At 68.9% G+C, this 13,755-nt stretch carries 15 protein-coding genes; 8 read left to right on the top strand and 7 right to left on the bottom strand.

What is annotated here, in order from left to right; genetic code table 11:
• Positions 1-19: 19 nt before the first annotated feature.
• The 3 genes from ACIQ7M_RS31945 to ACIQ7M_RS31935 form a co-directional block, all read right to left on the bottom strand.
• A complete protein-coding gene (locus tag ACIQ7M_RS31945) occupies positions 20-1,051 on the bottom strand; it encodes an alanine racemase (protein WP_355760338.1) in 1,032 nt (343 codons plus the stop codon).
• Positions 1,052-1,211: 160 nt separating this feature from the next.
• Complete coding sequence (gene femX / locus ACIQ7M_RS31940) at positions 1,212-2,333, bottom strand: peptidoglycan bridge formation glycyltransferase FemX (RefSeq protein ID WP_328450519.1); 1,122 nt, start codon at positions 2,331-2,333, stop codon at positions 1,212-1,214.
• A gap of 163 nt (positions 2,334-2,496) precedes the next feature.
• Positions 2,497-2,808: a hypothetical protein gene (locus tag ACIQ7M_RS31935; protein ID WP_355760333.1), complete on the bottom strand. Its 312-nt coding sequence runs from the start codon at positions 2,806-2,808 to the stop codon at positions 2,497-2,499.
• A gap of 288 nt (positions 2,809-3,096) precedes the next feature.
• Here ACIQ7M_RS31935 and rpsF point away from each other — a divergent pair, with 288 nt between their 5' ends.
• From rpsF to rplI, 4 genes are all read left to right on the top strand, one after another.
• Positions 3,097-3,387, top strand: a complete 291-nt coding sequence (rpsF, locus tag ACIQ7M_RS31930) for a 30S ribosomal protein S6 (protein ID WP_037615007.1) — start codon at positions 3,097-3,099, stop codon at positions 3,385-3,387.
• Between the two features lie 74 nt (positions 3,388-3,461).
• Complete coding sequence (locus ACIQ7M_RS31925; RefSeq protein ID WP_403650870.1) at positions 3,462-4,073, top strand: single-stranded DNA-binding protein; 612 nt, start codon at positions 3,462-3,464, stop codon at positions 4,071-4,073.
• Between the two features lie 57 nt (positions 4,074-4,130).
• Positions 4,131-4,367 (top strand): 30S ribosomal protein S18, encoded by a 237-nt coding sequence (gene rpsR / locus ACIQ7M_RS31920; protein WP_003949403.1) that lies wholly within the window; start codon positions 4,131-4,133, stop codon positions 4,365-4,367.
• 18 nt (positions 4,368-4,385) lie between these two features.
• Positions 4,386-4,832: a 50S ribosomal protein L9 gene (rplI, locus tag ACIQ7M_RS31915; protein WP_355760326.1), complete on the top strand. Its 447-nt coding sequence runs from the start codon at positions 4,386-4,388 to the stop codon at positions 4,830-4,832.
• Between the two features lie 231 nt (positions 4,833-5,063).
• Here the strand turns inward: rplI and ACIQ7M_RS31910 are convergent, their stop codons facing one another.
• Positions 5,064-6,401 carry an MATE family efflux transporter gene (locus ACIQ7M_RS31910; RefSeq protein ID WP_403650867.1) on the bottom strand — a complete coding sequence of 446 codons (1,338 nt, stop codon included), beginning with the start codon at positions 6,399-6,401 and terminating at the stop codon, positions 5,064-5,066.
• Between the two features lie 459 nt (positions 6,402-6,860).
• Between ACIQ7M_RS31910 and dnaB the strand changes: the two genes are divergently transcribed.
• Both dnaB and ACIQ7M_RS31900 read left to right on the top strand, forming a co-directional pair.
• Positions 6,861-8,330 (top strand): replicative DNA helicase, encoded by a 1,470-nt coding sequence (gene dnaB / locus ACIQ7M_RS31905; protein WP_355760321.1) that lies wholly within the window; start codon positions 6,861-6,863, stop codon positions 8,328-8,330.
• A gap of 71 nt (positions 8,331-8,401) precedes the next feature.
• Positions 8,402-9,787 carry a serine hydrolase domain-containing protein gene (locus ACIQ7M_RS31900; protein WP_403650865.1) on the top strand — a complete coding sequence of 462 codons (1,386 nt, stop codon included), beginning with the start codon at positions 8,402-8,404 and terminating at the stop codon, positions 9,785-9,787.
• Positions 9,788-9,859: 72 nt separating this feature from the next.
• Here the strand turns inward: ACIQ7M_RS31900 and ACIQ7M_RS31895 are convergent, their stop codons facing one another.
• Together ACIQ7M_RS31895 and ACIQ7M_RS31890 are read right to left on the bottom strand one after the other, a co-directional pair.
• Entirely contained in the window at positions 9,860-10,312 is a 453-nt protein-coding gene (locus ACIQ7M_RS31895) for a GNAT family N-acetyltransferase (RefSeq protein WP_403650863.1), read from the bottom strand.
• A gap of 9 nt (positions 10,313-10,321) precedes the next feature.
• Positions 10,322-10,810 (bottom strand): MarR family transcriptional regulator, encoded by a 489-nt coding sequence (locus tag ACIQ7M_RS31890; RefSeq protein WP_355760312.1) that lies wholly within the window; start codon positions 10,808-10,810, stop codon positions 10,322-10,324.
• A gap of 139 nt (positions 10,811-10,949) precedes the next feature.
• Between ACIQ7M_RS31890 and ACIQ7M_RS31885 the strand changes: the two genes are divergently transcribed.
• Both ACIQ7M_RS31885 and ACIQ7M_RS31880 read left to right on the top strand, forming a co-directional pair.
• A complete protein-coding gene (locus ACIQ7M_RS31885; RefSeq protein ID WP_403650860.1) occupies positions 10,950-12,158 on the top strand; it encodes an MFS transporter in 1,209 nt (402 codons plus the stop codon).
• 101 nt (positions 12,159-12,259) lie between these two features.
• Positions 12,260-12,682 carry a heme-binding protein gene (locus tag ACIQ7M_RS31880; protein WP_403650858.1) on the top strand — a complete coding sequence of 141 codons (423 nt, stop codon included), beginning with the start codon at positions 12,260-12,262 and terminating at the stop codon, positions 12,680-12,682.
• Positions 12,683-12,824: 142 nt separating this feature from the next.
• On the opposite strand, the gene ACIQ7M_RS31875 is transcribed toward ACIQ7M_RS31880, so the two are convergent.
• Positions 12,825-13,691: a GNAT family N-acetyltransferase gene (locus ACIQ7M_RS31875; protein ID WP_403650856.1), complete on the bottom strand. Its 867-nt coding sequence runs from the start codon at positions 13,689-13,691 to the stop codon at positions 12,825-12,827.
• Positions 13,692-13,755: the final 64 nt, after the last annotated feature.

The raw sequence follows: 13,755 nt of genomic DNA, 5'->3' as shown, positions 1-13,755 counted from the left end.
GAGCGCGCCGGATCCGGGGTCAGCGCTCGACGACGCGGTCGAACTGCGTGGTGGTGTGCCGCAGATGGGCCACCAGCTCGTCGCCGACCTTCGGCTCCGTGGCGTCGTGCGGCACGAAGAGGATCGAGACCTGCATGTGCGGCGGCTCGGCGAACCAGCGCTGCTTGCCCGCCCAGACGAACGGAGAAAGGTTCCGGTTGACCGTCGCGAGGCCGGCGCGCGCTACGCCCTTGGCGCGCGGCATGACGCCGTGCAGGGCCTTGGGGGCCTCCAGGCCCACGCCGTGCGACGTACCGCCGGCCACGACCACCAGCCAGCCGTCCGAGGCCGCCTTCTGCTGCCGGTAGCCGAAGCGGTCGCCCTTGGAGACACGGGTGACGTCCAGGACGGCTCCGCGGTACTCCGTGGCCTCGTGGTCCCCCAGCCACAGCCGCGTCCCGATGCGGGCGCGGAAGTGGGTCTGCGGGAACTGCCGCTGGAGCCGTGCGAGTTCTTCGGCCTTGAGGTGGCTGACGAACATCGTGTGGAGGGGCAGCCGGGCCGCGCGGAGGCGGTCCATCCACCCGATGACCTCCTCGACGGCGTCCGAGCCGTCGGTGCGGTCCAGCGGCAGGTGGATCGCGAAGCCCTCCAGTCGGACGTTCTCGATGGCGGAGTGCAGGTGCGGCAGATCGTCCTCGCTCACGCCGTGCCGCTTCATCGAGGACATCACCTCGATGACGACACGGGCGCCCACGAGGCCGTACACGCCGTCGATGGACGACACGGAGCGGATGACGCGGTCGGGCAGCGGCACGGGCTCCTCGCCGCGCCTGAACGGCGTCAGGACCAGCAGATCGCCGCCGAACCAGTCCTTGATCCGGGCGGCCTCGTACGTGGTGCCGACGGCGAGGATGTCCGAGCCCAGACGGGTGGCCTCGTCCGCGAGCCGTTCGTGGCCGAAGCCGTAGCCGTTGCCCTTGCAGACGGGGACGAGCCCCGGGAACTGCTCGGACACCTGCTTGTGGTGTGCCCGCCAGCGCGCGGTGTCGACGTAGAGCGTGAGCGCCATGGCCGGTCCCGGAACCTTTCTCGTGGCTGCGGTGTATCAGAGGTATGAAAAGGAATTGTCGCTGATTCGCCGGGCCGATGGGGCTGTCCCGGGCCGGTTGGGCGGCCCGGGATGAGATTCGGGGCGGATCGGCGGCCCGGGAGGCTGTCCCCGGGACGGCTCAGCGGCGAGACATGTACATGTCGAGAGCCTTGTGGAGCAGCTTGTTGAGCGGGAAGTCCCACTCGCCGAGGTACTCGGCCGCCTCGCCGCCCGTACCCACCTTGAACTGGATCAGACCGAAGAGGTGGTCGGTCTCGTCCAGCGAGTCGGAGATGCCGCGCAGGTCGTAGACCGTGGCACCCAGCGCGTACGCGTCGCGCAGCATGCGCCACTGCATCGCGTTCGAGGGGCGGACCTCACGGCCGATGTTGTCCGAGGCGCCGTAGGAGTACCAGACGTGGCCCCCCACGACGAGCATCGTCGCGGCGGACAGGTTCACGCCGTTGTGACGCGCGAAGTACAGCCGCATGCGGTTCGGGTCCTCGGTGTTGAGGGCCGTCCACATGCGCTGGAAGTACGAGAGCGGGCGCGGGCGGAAGTGGTCGCGGATCGCGGTGATCTCGTAGAGCCGCTGCCACTCCTCCAGGTCCTGGTAGCCGCCCTGGACGACCTCGACGCCCGCCTTCTCGGCCTTCTTGATGTTGCGGCGCCAGAGCTGGTTGAAGTTCCTGTGGACCTCTTCGAGGGAACGATTGGCCAGCGGCACCTGGAAGACGTAGCGGGGCTGGACGTCGCCGAAGCCGGCGCCGCCGTCCTCACCCTGCTGCCAGCCCATGCGACGCAGCTTGTCGGCGACCTCGAAGGCGCGCGGCTCGATGAAATCGGCCTCGATGTCGCGCAGGCGCTTCACGTCCGGGTTCTGGATGCCGCCCTTGATGGACGTGGCCTCCCAGCGCCGGATGATCACCGGCGGGCCCATCTTCACGGAGAAGGCGCCCTGGTGCTTGAGGTGCGCGAGCATCGGCTGCAGCCAGTCGTCGAGGTTCGGCGCGAACCAGTTGATGACCGGGCCCTCGGGCAGATAGGCGAGGTAGCGCTTGATCTTGGGAAGCTGGCGGTACAGCACCAGGCCCGCGCCGACCATCTGGCCGGTCTTGTCGTCGAACCATCCGAGGCTCTCTGAGCGCCACTCCGCCTTCACGTCCGCCCATGCGGGGACCTGCATGTGGCTGGCCGCGGGCAGGCTCTGGATGTATGCCAGATGCTGCTCTCGGCTGATGGTCCTCAGGGTCAGGCTCATTCGGGGCGCTCCTCGGGCTGGTGTGTCCCCATGGGTACAAGGGCTCCGGCTCTCGCGCCGAAGCCTACTGCGCCCTGCGAGCGCCCCGAATGGCCGTATGGAACCTGGGCCCCGGGGGTGCCGTGCGAAGCCCCCCGAGGTCAGGGGAAAACGGACGTTCGACTCAGATCACACCGCCGAAGAGGCCTCCGTGGGCCAGCCCGAGGTAGAAGCCGACGCCCGAGAGACCGAGTCCGACGATGAGTCCGAAGCGTTCCCGGGTCGTCTCGGAGATGAACTGGCCGTAGGCGCCGGTGAGGATCCCGACCAGGCCGGCCCACGAGCTGAGCAGATGGAGGCTGTGGAACATCGACGTGACGAACGCCAGGACTCCGCACACCAGGGTCACCACGAGCAGGGTGTCCTGGAGCGGATGCGGCTTGCCGTCCGTGGCGAAGAGTGAGCCGGTCGTGCTGGGACGCATTACCTGTGCCATAGGGCACCTCCTGCGGAAGGCGGCGCATCGTAGCGCCATACACACCCGATGTGTACAGATTGACCGCCAACCCGGCCGGATTTCAACCGGAAGCGGGTGTGCAGGTAGTCTGTACCCTCTGCACCGGTGTCTGCCCAGGCTCAACGCCAGGTCACGACAGGGATCACCGCTCGGTTTCACCGATCGGCGGCCCGATTGTCAGTGGCGGCCGATACCGTTGCGTACGCATCACAACCCTCCTGCCACGGAACGACCGTGGCCGCTGAGTCCAAAGGAGGTGGGTTCCACATGCGTCACTACGAAGTGATGGTCATCCTCGACCCCGATCTGGAGGAGCGCGCTGTCGCCCCCCTGATCGAGAACTTCCTCTCCGTCGTCCGTGAGGGCGCCGGAAAGGTCGAAAAGGTCGACACCTGGGGCCGTCGTCGTCTCTCGTACGAGATCAAGAAGAAGCCCGAGGGCATCTACTCGGTCATCGACCTGCAGGCCGAGCCTGCGGTCGTCAAGGAGCTCGACCGCCAGATGAACCTGAACGAGTCGGTCCTCCGGACCAAGGTCCTCCGTCCCGAGACTCACTGAGCTTCCCAGCTCAGCTGATCTCGGGCATCGAGTAGCACCAGCAGCCAGCAGCAAACCCGCCGAGAGGTTCCCCCATGGCAGGCGAGACCGTCATCACGGTCGTCGGCAATCTTGTCGACGACCCCGAGCTGCGCTTCACCCCTTCCGGTGCGGCGGTCGCGAAGTTCCGTGTCGCGTCCACCCCCCGCACCTTCGACCGTCAGACCAATGAGTGGAAGGACGGCGAGAGCCTGTTCCTGACCTGCTCGGTCTGGCGGCAGGCGGCGGAGAACGTCGCCGAGTCGCTCCAGCGCGGCATGCGCGTCATCGTGCAGGGCCGCCTGAAGCAGCGGTCCTACGAGGACAACCAGGGCGTCAAGCGCACGGTCTACGAACTGGACGTAGAGGAAGTCGGCGCCAGCCTGAAGAACGCCACGGCCAAGGTCACCAAGACCACGGGCCGCGGCGGTCAGGGTGGTTACGGCGGCGGTGGCGGCGGCCAGCAGGGCGGCGGCCAGCAGGGCGGTGGCTGGGGCGGAAGCTCCGGCGGTGCCCCGCAGGGCGGCGGCGCTCCGGCCGACGACCCCTGGGCGACCGGCGCTCCCGCCGGTGGCAACCAGGGCGGCGGCGGTGGCGGCGGCTGGGGCGGAAGCTCCGGCGGCTCCGGCGGTTCCGGTGGCGGCTACTCGGACGAGCCCCCCTTCTAGGCCTCAGGGCCGAGGGTGGGCCGTACTCCCACTTCTTGATCACACAGGAGATACACCATGGCGAAGCCGCCTGTGCGCAAGCCGAAGAAGAAGGTCTGCGCGTTCTGCAAGGACAAGGTCACGTACGTGGACTACAAGGACACGAACATGCTGCGGAAGTTCATTTCCGACCGCGGCAAGATCCGTGCCCGCCGCGTGACCGGCAACTGCACGCAGCACCAGCGTGACGTCGCCACGGCTGTGAAGAACAGCCGTGAGATGGCACTGCTGCCCTACACGTCCACCGCGCGATAAAGGAAGGGTGACCGACACATGAAGATCATCCTTACCCACGAGGTCTCCGGCCTCGGTGCCGCCGGCGAAGTCGTCGACGTCAAGGACGGCTACGCTCGCAACTACCTGATCCCGCGGAACTTCGCGATCCGCTGGACCAAGGGTGGCGAGAAGGACGTCGAGCAGATCCGTCGTGCTCGCAAGATCCACGAGATCGCGACCATCGAGCAGGCCAACGAGATCAAGGCCCGCCTCGAGGGTGTCAAGGTCCGTCTGGCCGTCCGCTCCGGCGACGCCGGTCGTCTCTTCGGCTCCGTCACCCAGGCCGACGTCGCTTCGGCGATCAAGGCTTCCGGTGGCCCCGAGGTCGACAAGCGCCGCATCGAGCTGGGCTCGCCCATCAAGACCCTGGGCGCCCACGAGACGTCCGTGCGTCTGCACCCCGAGGTTGCCGCGAAGGTCAACATCGAGGTTGTCGCTGCCTGAGTGCAGCACTCGGCATAGCTGAGAGGAAGGGCCGCACCCTCGGGTGCGGCCCTTCTGCTTGTCCTGGAGTCGTGAGGGGCGTGGGTGTTCTCTGGATGCCGGGACCGCCGTTTCACGTGAAACCGGCGGCTTGTTTCCCGTGAAACGTCCGGCGTGTGTACGACGAGGTGCTTCCCGTGTGTCGACCCGCGTACGTCAGCGGGTGCGCGGCCCTGAAACGTCCGGCGTACGTCAGCGGGTCGCGCCCGTGACGATCCAGCGGCCCGAGCGGGAGCGCAGCCACAGGGTCAGCATCCGCACCGCCATCATCAGCGTCATTGCGCCCCAGAGCGCGGTCAGTCCGCCACCGAGGACGGGCACGAGCAGGGCGGCGGGGGCGAACACCGCCAGGGTGAGCAGCATGGCCCAGGCCAGGTACGGCCCGTCCCCCGCACCCATCAGTACGCCGTCCAGCACGAAGACGATCCCGCAGATCGGCTGGGAGACGGCCACCATCACCAGGGCCGGCAGAGCGGCGTCCCGTACGCCCGGGTCACCGCTGAACAGCGGAAGGAAGAGGGGGCGAGCGGCCATGACCAGCACGCCGAGCACGAGCCCGGTGACGAGACCCCACCGCAGCATGCGGCGGCATGCCTCACGGGCGCCGCGAACGTCGTCCGCACCGAGATGGCGCCCGATGATGGCCTGTCCCGCGATGGCGATGGCATCGAGCGCGAAGGCGAGCAGACTCCACAGCGACAGGATGATCTGGTGGGCCGCCATGTCGGCGTCCCCGAGCCGGGCGGCGACCGCCGTGGCGATCAGGAGGATCGCCCTGAGCGACAGCGTTCGGACGAGCAGCGGGGTGCCGGCCTGGGCGCAGGCTCGGATGCCGGCCGCGTCCGGGCGCAGGGAGGCGCCGTGCTTCCGTGCTCCGCGGAGGACGACGTGGAGATAGACGGCGGCCATGCCGCACTGGGCGATGACCGTTCCCCAGGCGGACCCGGCGATGCCCAGACCGACTCCGTAGACGAGGACGATGTTGAGGGCGGCGTTGGCCGCGAACCCTCCGACGGCGACATACAGCGGGGTCCTCGTGTCCTGGAGTCCACGCAGGATGCCGGTGGCGGCCAGCACGACCAGCATGGCGGGGATCCCGAGCACCGAGATCCGCAGATAGGTCGTCGCGTACGGGGCGGCGGAGCCGGACGCGCCGAACCATTCCATGAGGGCGGGTGCCGTGGGCAGGGCGACGGCGATCACCGCCATGCCGATGAGCAGGGCGAGCCAGATGCCGTCCATGCCCTGGCGGATCGCGGCCCGCGGATCACCGGCCCCGACACGGCGGGCGACCGCGGCGGTCGTTGCGTAGGCGAGGAAGACGAAGACTCCGACGGCTGTCATGAGAAGAGCCGATGCGACGCCGAGTCCGGCCAGCTGCGCGGTGCCGAGATGGCCGACGATGGCACTGTCGGCCAGCACGAAGAGGGGCTCGGCCACGAGTGCGCCGAACGCCGGAACGGCCAGGGCGACGATCTCACGGTCGTGCCGGTGCCGGGCGGTCCTGGGCGCCGTTGAAGCCTGTGTCATGGGCATCAATCTAATCTTCCACAGGTAAGAGATGCAAAAGGCAAAAGACCCTTACTCGATGGCGTGCGGGCTGTGGTGTGGCGCACTGTTCGAAGGGATCTTGATTCTGCTGGGGAAGTTTTTCTTCTGCACAGCCAGTGGACGGGAAAACACCAGGTCAGCAGTCATTCTTCCGAAACCCTGAGGGCTTGTTCACAGGGCTGTCCACCGGCTCGTGCACAGGTTTCACGGAGTTCTCCACAGCATCGGGGCCGTCGTCCACATGGCCTGTGGATAACCAGATTGGCTGACGGTGCCCGCGGGCCTAACGTGGTGCGGCGCCCGTTCTCCTCTCCGTCCTCGGAAAGCACGCAAAACCGACGCGCGAGATCCGGAGTCGGGCCGCTCACTTGTCAGTGCCGTGCCGTAGAAATTGAAGGCACTGCTAGGTCCGCTCTGCGGACGGGAGGAGGTGGCTCGGTGACTATTTCCGAGCCCTTGGACGACCCCTGGGCGGACAGCGGACCCAGTGATCGTCTGCCCTCGTCCCGTCGCCGCGGGAACGGCGGCCGAGGCCGCGACGAGCAGCACGACCGGGACAACGGGTCCTGGGAGAGCGGCGGTTCGTCCTTCGAGCGAGTGCCGCCGCAGGACCTCGACGCCGAGCAGTCCGTCCTCGGTGGCATGCTCCTGTCGAAGGATGCCATCGCCGACGTCGTCGAGGTGCTCAAGGGCCACGACTTCTACCGTCCGGCGCACGAGACCATCTACGGAGCGATCCTCGACCTGTACGCGAAGGGCGAGCCGGCCGACCCCATCACGGTCGCGGCCGAGCTCACCAAGCGCGGCGAGATCACCAAGGTCGGCGGAGCGCCGTATCTGCACACCCTGGTGCAGACGGTCCCGACCGCGGCCAACGCCGAGTACTACGCGGAGATCGTGCACGAGCGCGCGGTCCTGCGCCGCCTGGTCGAGGCCGGCACGCGCATCACACAGATGGGGTACGCGGCCGACGGAGACGTCGACGAGATCGTCAACAGCGCCCAGGCCGAGATCTACGCGGTCACCGAGCAGCGCACCACCGAGGACTATCTGCCGCTCGGCGACATCATGGAGGGCGCGCTCGACGAGATCGAGGCGATCGGATCGCGCTCGGGGGAGATGACCGGTGTACCGACCGGCTTCACCGACCTCGACTCGCTCACCAACGGTCTGCACCCCGGCCAGATGATCATCATCGCGGCCCGTCCCGCCATGGGTAAGTCGACGCTGGCCCTGGACTTCGCCCGTGCCTGCTCGATCAAGCACAACATGCCCAGCGTGATCTTCTCGCTCGAAATGGGCCGCAACGAGATCGCGATGCGCCTGCTGTCCGCCGAGGCGCGCGTGGCGCTGCATCACATGCGGTCCGGCACCATGACCGACGAGGACTGGACCAGGCTCGCCCGGCGTATGCCGGACGTCTCGGCCGCCCCCCTTTACATCGACGACTCCCCGAACCTGTCGATGATGGAGATCCGCGCCAAGTGCCGCCGCCTCAAGCAGCGCGCCGATCTCAAGCTCGTGGTCATCGACTACCTCCAGCTCATGCAGTCCGGCGGCAAGCGTTCCGAGAGTCGCCAGCAGGAGGTCTCCGACATGTCGCGAAACCTGAAGCTGTTGGCGAAGGAGCTCGAACTGCCGGTGATCGCGCTGTCCCAGCTCAACCGTGGTCCCGAGCAGCGTACGGACAAGAAGCCCATGGTCTCCGACCTGCGTGAGTCCGGGTCGATCGAGCAGGACGCGGACATGGTCATCCTGCTCCACCGCGAGGACGCGTACGAGAAGGAGTCCCCGCGCGCCGGTGAGGCGGACATCATCGTCGGCAAGCACCGTAACGGCCCGACGGCGACGATCACGGTGGCCTTCCAGGGTCACTACTCGCGCTTCGTGGACATGGCCCAGACCTGATCCGCCGCCCCACGGGGCGGCTTCGGTTCAATCCGCTCGACGTCCGGGGCCCGGGCGGGTGGACTGGTGTCATGACGACATCCCACGATGATCTGCTTCCCGGTACGCGCCGGGCCCTGCTGCACCGCATTGCCGTCGCGCAGAGCGAGGGACGGGCGCCGTCGCTCGTCGCCTCGGTGGTACGGGACGGGAAGGCGGTGTGGAACGGAGCACGGACGTCGGTGGCCGGTCACGGCCCGGACGAGAACGTGCAGTACCGGATCGGGTCCATCACCAAGACCTTCACCGCCGTTCTGGTGCTGCGACTGCGTGACGAGGGCGTCCTGGACCTCGGCGACCCGCTGGAGAAGCATGTGCCGGGCACCGGCGCGGGGGAGGTCACCATCTCCCAACTGCTCGCCCACACCGGAGGACTGGCCGCCGAGTCGCCGTCGCCGTGGTGGGAGCGGACACCCGGCTCCCTGCGTCCCGAACTGACCGACGTCCTGGGCGAGCAGCCCTTCCGTCATCCGGTCGGACGCCGGCACCACTACTCGAACCCCGGCTACACGTTGCTCGGGGCGCTGGTCGAGGAGGTGCGCGGCGCGCCCTGGGAGGAGGTGCTGCGCCGCGAGATTCTCGAACCGCTCGGCCTGCACCGTACGAGCGCTCACCCGCAGGCGCCGCACGCGGGGGGATGGGCGGTCCACCCCTGGGCGGACGCGATGATGCCCGAACCCGCTGAGGACCTCGGACGGATGGCTCCGGCCGGACAATTGTGGTCCACCACCGGGGACTTGGCCCGCTTCGCCGTCTTTCTCGCGCACGGTGACGACCGGGTGCTGAGCGCGGAGTCCGTCAGGGAGATGCACGCGCCCGCCGCTCCGCCCGAGACCGCGGATCTGGCGGCGGGGGCCTCGTACGGACTCGCCCTGCAGATCGTGCACCGTGACGGCCGGACCCTCGTCGGGCATTCCGGATCCTTGCCGGGATTCCTCGCCGGACTGGTGATCAGCGTGGAGGACGACGTGGCGGCGGTGGTGCTCTCCAACTGCACCTCTGGGCCGCCCGTGTTCACCGTCGCCGCCGACCTGGTGCGGATCGTCGCCGAGGCGGAGCCTCGGATCCCTGAGCCCTGGAAGCCGCTGCCCGAAGTGGACCACAGTGCCTTGGAGTTGGCGGGCCAGTGGTACTGGGGGACTCAGGCGTTCGGGCTGCGGTTGCCGGCCGACGGGGGGCTCGTACTGGGCCCGCTCTCGGGTGTCGGCCGGGGAGCCCGCTTCCGGGCGAACGGCGACGGGACATGGACGGGGCTCGACGGCTACTACGCGGGCGAGCCATTGCGGCCCGTACGGCGGCCTGACGGCACCGTGAGCCATCTGGACCTCGGGTCCTTCGTGTTCACGCGGCAGCCGTACGACGAGGGCGCCCCGGTGCCCGGTGGAGTGGACCCCGAAGGCTGGCGAGGAGTCCGGTAGGCGCCGCCGGACGCGAGGCGGCCTGTTTCACGTGAAACAGGCCGCCTCGCTGCGTTTGGCCGCCAACTGCTCTCAGAGGGGCAGCTTGAAGCCGACGTGTGAGGCCTCGAAGCCGAGCCGCTCGTAGAAGCGGTGGGCATCGGTGCGGGAGACGTCGGAGGTGAGCTGGACCAGTTGGCAGTCCTGACGGCGGGATTCCTCGACCGCCCACTCGATGAGCTCCGTCCCGAGACCGCTGCCGCGCTCGTCGGCCTGGATGCGTACCGCCTCGATGATGGAGCGCGTGGCTCCTCTGCGGGAGAGTCCGGGAATCACGGTGAGCTGCAGGGTGCCGACAATGCGGCCGTCGCGGACGGCGACGACCAGGTGTTGGTTGGGGTCGCGGCTCAGCCGCTCCAGGGCGGCCAGATAGGGGCCCAGGTCGTCGGGTGATTCACGTCGGGCACCCAGTGGGTCGTCGGCCAGCATCGCGACGATGGCGGGCAGGTCGTCGGCGACCGCGGCTCGTATCTCAAGATCTGCCATGAGCGCACCCTACGAGGGCACGCCCACGGAAGGCACGGGCTGGACGGGCGTGCTCGCCGACTCCACGACCCGGACCAGGGGTGCCAGGTCAGGGTTCTCGGCCGCGTCGTCGAGTGCCTCGCGCAGTGCGGCGTCATTGGTGGGCCGCGCTTCGGCGAGAAGCGTCAGTCCCGCGTCGCTGACGTTCGTGTAGATGCCGCGCCGGTCGGTCGGGCAGAGATAGCGGGCCAGCAGTCCGCGGTCCTCGAGGCGGGTGACCAGTCGTGTGGTGGCGCTCTGGCTGAGCACGACCGCGTCCGCGACCTGCTTCATCTGGAGATGACCGCCTTCACCGTCGTGCTGACGGCTGAGGACGTCGAGCAGGGAGTACTCACGGGCGCTGAGCCCGTGCTCGGCCTGCAGGGCCCGCTCGATGTGGGCCTCGATCCTCCCGTGCAGCAGGGAGAGCGCGCACCATCCCTGGGCGAGGGCGGTCAGCGCGGGGTCCGTGGCTGTCATGGCGTTTCCTCCGTCCAGGAGCGGCTGAATCCAGGATAGAGCACAGGCGCAATAGCCCGCGCTTGCATATAGCCAGCGCCTGCAACTATTGTGAACGCAGGTAAAGCGCTCGTGCAATTTTCTGGAAGGTGTACCCACCATGCCTCTCGCGCTCCTGGCCCTCGCGATCGGGGCCTTCGGAATCGGAACGACCGAGTTCGTGATCATGGGCGTTCTGCCCGAGGTCGCGGGAGACTTCGGAGTCTCCATCCCCACGGCCGGACTGCTGGTCACCGGCTATGCCCTGGGGGTCGTCATCGGTGCGCCGATCATGACCGCGCTCGGCACGAAGGTGTCCCGCAAGCGGATGCTCATGGCGCTGATGGGACTGTTCGTCCTCGGCAATCTGATCTCCGCGGCGGCTCCGACGTTCTGGCTGATGTTCGCGGGCCGGGTGGTCGCCTCCCTCGCGCACGGTGCCTTCTTCGGCATCGGGTCCGTGGCCGCCGCCGAACTGGTCGCGCCCGAGAAGAAGGCCGGCGCCATCGCGATGATGTTCAGCGGACTCACGATCGCCAATGTCGTCGGTGTCCCCCTGGGAACCCTGATCGGGCAGTCCGCCGGCTGGCGCGTCACGTTCGCCGGAGTCGCCGCGCTCGGCGTCGTAGGACTGCTGGGTATCGCCAGGCTGGTCCCCGAGATGCCGAAGCCCGAGGGCGTGCGTCTGCGTCATGAACTGGCCGCCTTCAAGAACGTCCAGGTCCTGCTCGCGATGGCGATGACCGTGCTCGGATTCGGCGGAGTCTTCGCGGCCGTCACCTACATCGCGCCGATGATGACCCACGTCGCCGGTTTCGCCGACGGATCGGTCACCTGGCTGCTGGTCCTCTTCGGCCTCGGCATGGTCGGCGGGAACCTGATCGGCGGCAGGTTCGCCGACCGCGCGCTGATGCCGATGCTGTACACGTCGCTGGGCGGCCTCGCCGTCGTGCTCGCCCTCTTCACCGTCACCGCGCACAACAAGATCCTGGCGGCCGTCACGATCGCCCTCATCGGCGCTCTGGGCTTCGCGACCGTGCCGCCCCTGCAGAAGCGCGTTCTCGACCAGGCGCACGGCGCCCCCACCCTGGCCTCGGCCGTGAACATCGGCGCCTTCAACCTCGGCAACGCCCTCTCGGCCTGGCTCGGCGGCGTCGTCATCGCCGCGGGCCTCGGTTACACCGCCCCCAACTGGGTCGGCGCGGCTCTCGCCGCCGGCGCACTCGTCCTCGCCGTCATCTCGGCCGCTCTGGAGCGCCGCACGTCCAGGCCCGGCGTCGTGGTCGCCGGAGGCGTCCCCGCCGAACCGCGGACCGCCGTCCACCACTGACCGGAATCGGGCCCGCCGCGGGACCGGGGCCGCTTCCGCGGCGCTTCGGTCCGGCACGTTCCCGACCCGACACAGAACACCCCCACAAGGAGAACAGCCTGATGAGCACCACCACCGCCGTCACCCCCCTGAGCATCGAGGACGCGGAGGTCCTCGTGACCGCCGCCCGACGCGCCGCCGAGGCCGCGGGTGTCCGCGTCAGCGTCACCGTCCTCGACGCGGGCGGCCACCTGCTCGCCTTCCGGCGCGACGACCGGGCCGTGCTGATCTCGGGAGAGACCAGCACGCGCAAGGCCTACACGGCACTCCAGCTCGACTCGGCCACCGTCGATCTCGTCGACGCGGTACAGCCCGGGGGCCTCTTCCACACCCTGCCCACCGCGCTCGACCGGCCCCTGCTGTTCATCGCGGGCGGCGTACCGGTCCGCCGCGACGGCCGGCTGATCGGCGCGATCGGCGTCGGCGGCGGTATGCCCGAGCAGGACCATGGCTTCGCCGCCGCCGCGACCGAATCGCTGGTCTGACCCCCGCCGGACAGGCCGCCCGTCCGACGGGTGACGGATGACGGATGACGGATGACCGACGACGGTCCGGCTGTGCCGGTCCCCCTGTGCTCCGGGGGACCGGCACAGCCGTGCGCCTGGAGGGGCCTTCGTATCGCCGGCGCTAGCCGGCGGCCACGGTCAGCGGCGCGAAGCGGCGGGTCCAGTCACCGGGCAGTTCCGGGATCCGGTGCGTCATCACCGCGTTGAAGCCGACGGAGGCCAGCCCACGCTCCTTCAGCCAGCCCAGCAGGTCCTCGTGGCGCATGTCGATGTCGGTGCGCAGCGGCCGGTCGGTGTGGGCGGCAAGGGAGGAGACGAGGGCCTTGGCCGTCTTCGTGTCCCGGGCGATCAGGGGGCCCACGACCTGCGTGGCCATGTTGGGCCAGGCGGCCGCGTAGCCGATGATCCGGCCGTTCTCCTCGGCCACGCGGAGCTGGTCGGCGAAGGCGGGCAACCGCGCGATCATGTGGGTGCGGTCGGTGCCGAAGACCTCTTCGTCCAGCCGCAGGACGGAGGCGAGATCCTCCGCCGTGGCCGGGCGGGTGAAGACACCGGAGTCGGAGTCGTCGGAGATGAAGACACCGCGGACCATCTCCGCCCGGCCGATGGCCTTGAATCCCAGCTCCTCGTAGAGCGGGCGCCCGTACGCGGTGGCGTGCAGGGTCAGCGGGGTCGTGCCCGTCTCCTCGACGACGTGCCGCATCAGACGGCGGCCGACACCTTGGCGCGCGTGTCGCCCGGCGACGAGGACCATGCCGATCGCGGCCAGTTCGGGACGCTCACGTGGTCCGTATTCCGTCACCACGCACGCGGTGACGAGACCGCCGGCGGGGTCGTCGATGCCGTATCCGGTTCCCCCGGCGAGCAGGAGACCCCACTTGTGCTCCTCACGGGGCCAGCCCCGGTCCTCGGACAAGTCGGCACAGGCGACGAGGTCGCGGGGCGTCAGGCGGCGAATGGGCAGAGCGGAGAGGGAAGGAATCGACACGCAGGTCAGGCTGTCCGAGATCGACCCCTGTCGTCCACCGCTTTCCCGGTACTCCCACCGGCTT

Source organism: Streptomyces sp. NPDC096324 (genome assembly GCF_044763015.1).
Taxonomy (GTDB): Bacteria; Actinomycetota; Actinomycetes; order Streptomycetales; family Streptomycetaceae; genus Streptomyces.
Note: the sequence above shows the minus strand (reverse complement) of the source record. Positions and strands in the feature narration are given on the sequence as shown.

Excerpts from the sequence above, each read along its gene's own strand:
- ACIQ7M_RS31945 (WP_355760338.1), bottom strand. The coding sequence starts at position 1,051 with ATGGCGCTCACGCTCTACGTCGACACCGCGCGCTGGCGGGCACACCAC.
- femX (WP_328450519.1), bottom strand. The coding sequence starts at position 2,333 with ATGAGCCTGACCCTGAGGACCATCAGCCGAGAGCAGCATCTGGCATAC.
- ACIQ7M_RS31935 (WP_355760333.1), bottom strand. The coding sequence starts at position 2,808 with ATGGCACAGGTAATGCGTCCCAGCACGACCGGCTCACTCTTCGCCACG.
- rpsF (WP_037615007.1), top strand. The coding sequence starts at position 3,097 with ATGCGTCACTACGAAGTGATGGTCATCCTCGACCCCGATCTGGAGGAG.
- ACIQ7M_RS31925 (WP_403650870.1), top strand. The coding sequence starts at position 3,462 with ATGGCAGGCGAGACCGTCATCACGGTCGTCGGCAATCTTGTCGACGAC.
- rpsR (WP_003949403.1), top strand. The coding sequence starts at position 4,131 with ATGGCGAAGCCGCCTGTGCGCAAGCCGAAGAAGAAGGTCTGCGCGTTC.
- rplI (WP_355760326.1), top strand. The coding sequence starts at position 4,386 with ATGAAGATCATCCTTACCCACGAGGTCTCCGGCCTCGGTGCCGCCGGC.
- ACIQ7M_RS31910 (WP_403650867.1), bottom strand. The coding sequence starts at position 6,401 with ATGACACAGGCTTCAACGGCGCCCAGGACCGCCCGGCACCGGCACGAC.
- ACIQ7M_RS31900 (WP_403650865.1), top strand. The coding sequence starts at position 8,402 with ATGACGACATCCCACGATGATCTGCTTCCCGGTACGCGCCGGGCCCTG.
- ACIQ7M_RS31895 (WP_403650863.1), bottom strand. The coding sequence starts at position 10,312 with ATGGCAGATCTTGAGATACGAGCCGCGGTCGCCGACGACCTGCCCGCC.
- ACIQ7M_RS31890 (WP_355760312.1), bottom strand. The coding sequence starts at position 10,810 with ATGACAGCCACGGACCCCGCGCTGACCGCCCTCGCCCAGGGATGGTGC.
- ACIQ7M_RS31885 (WP_403650860.1), top strand. The coding sequence starts at position 10,950 with ATGCCTCTCGCGCTCCTGGCCCTCGCGATCGGGGCCTTCGGAATCGGA.
- ACIQ7M_RS31880 (WP_403650858.1), top strand. The coding sequence starts at position 12,260 with ATGAGCACCACCACCGCCGTCACCCCCCTGAGCATCGAGGACGCGGAG.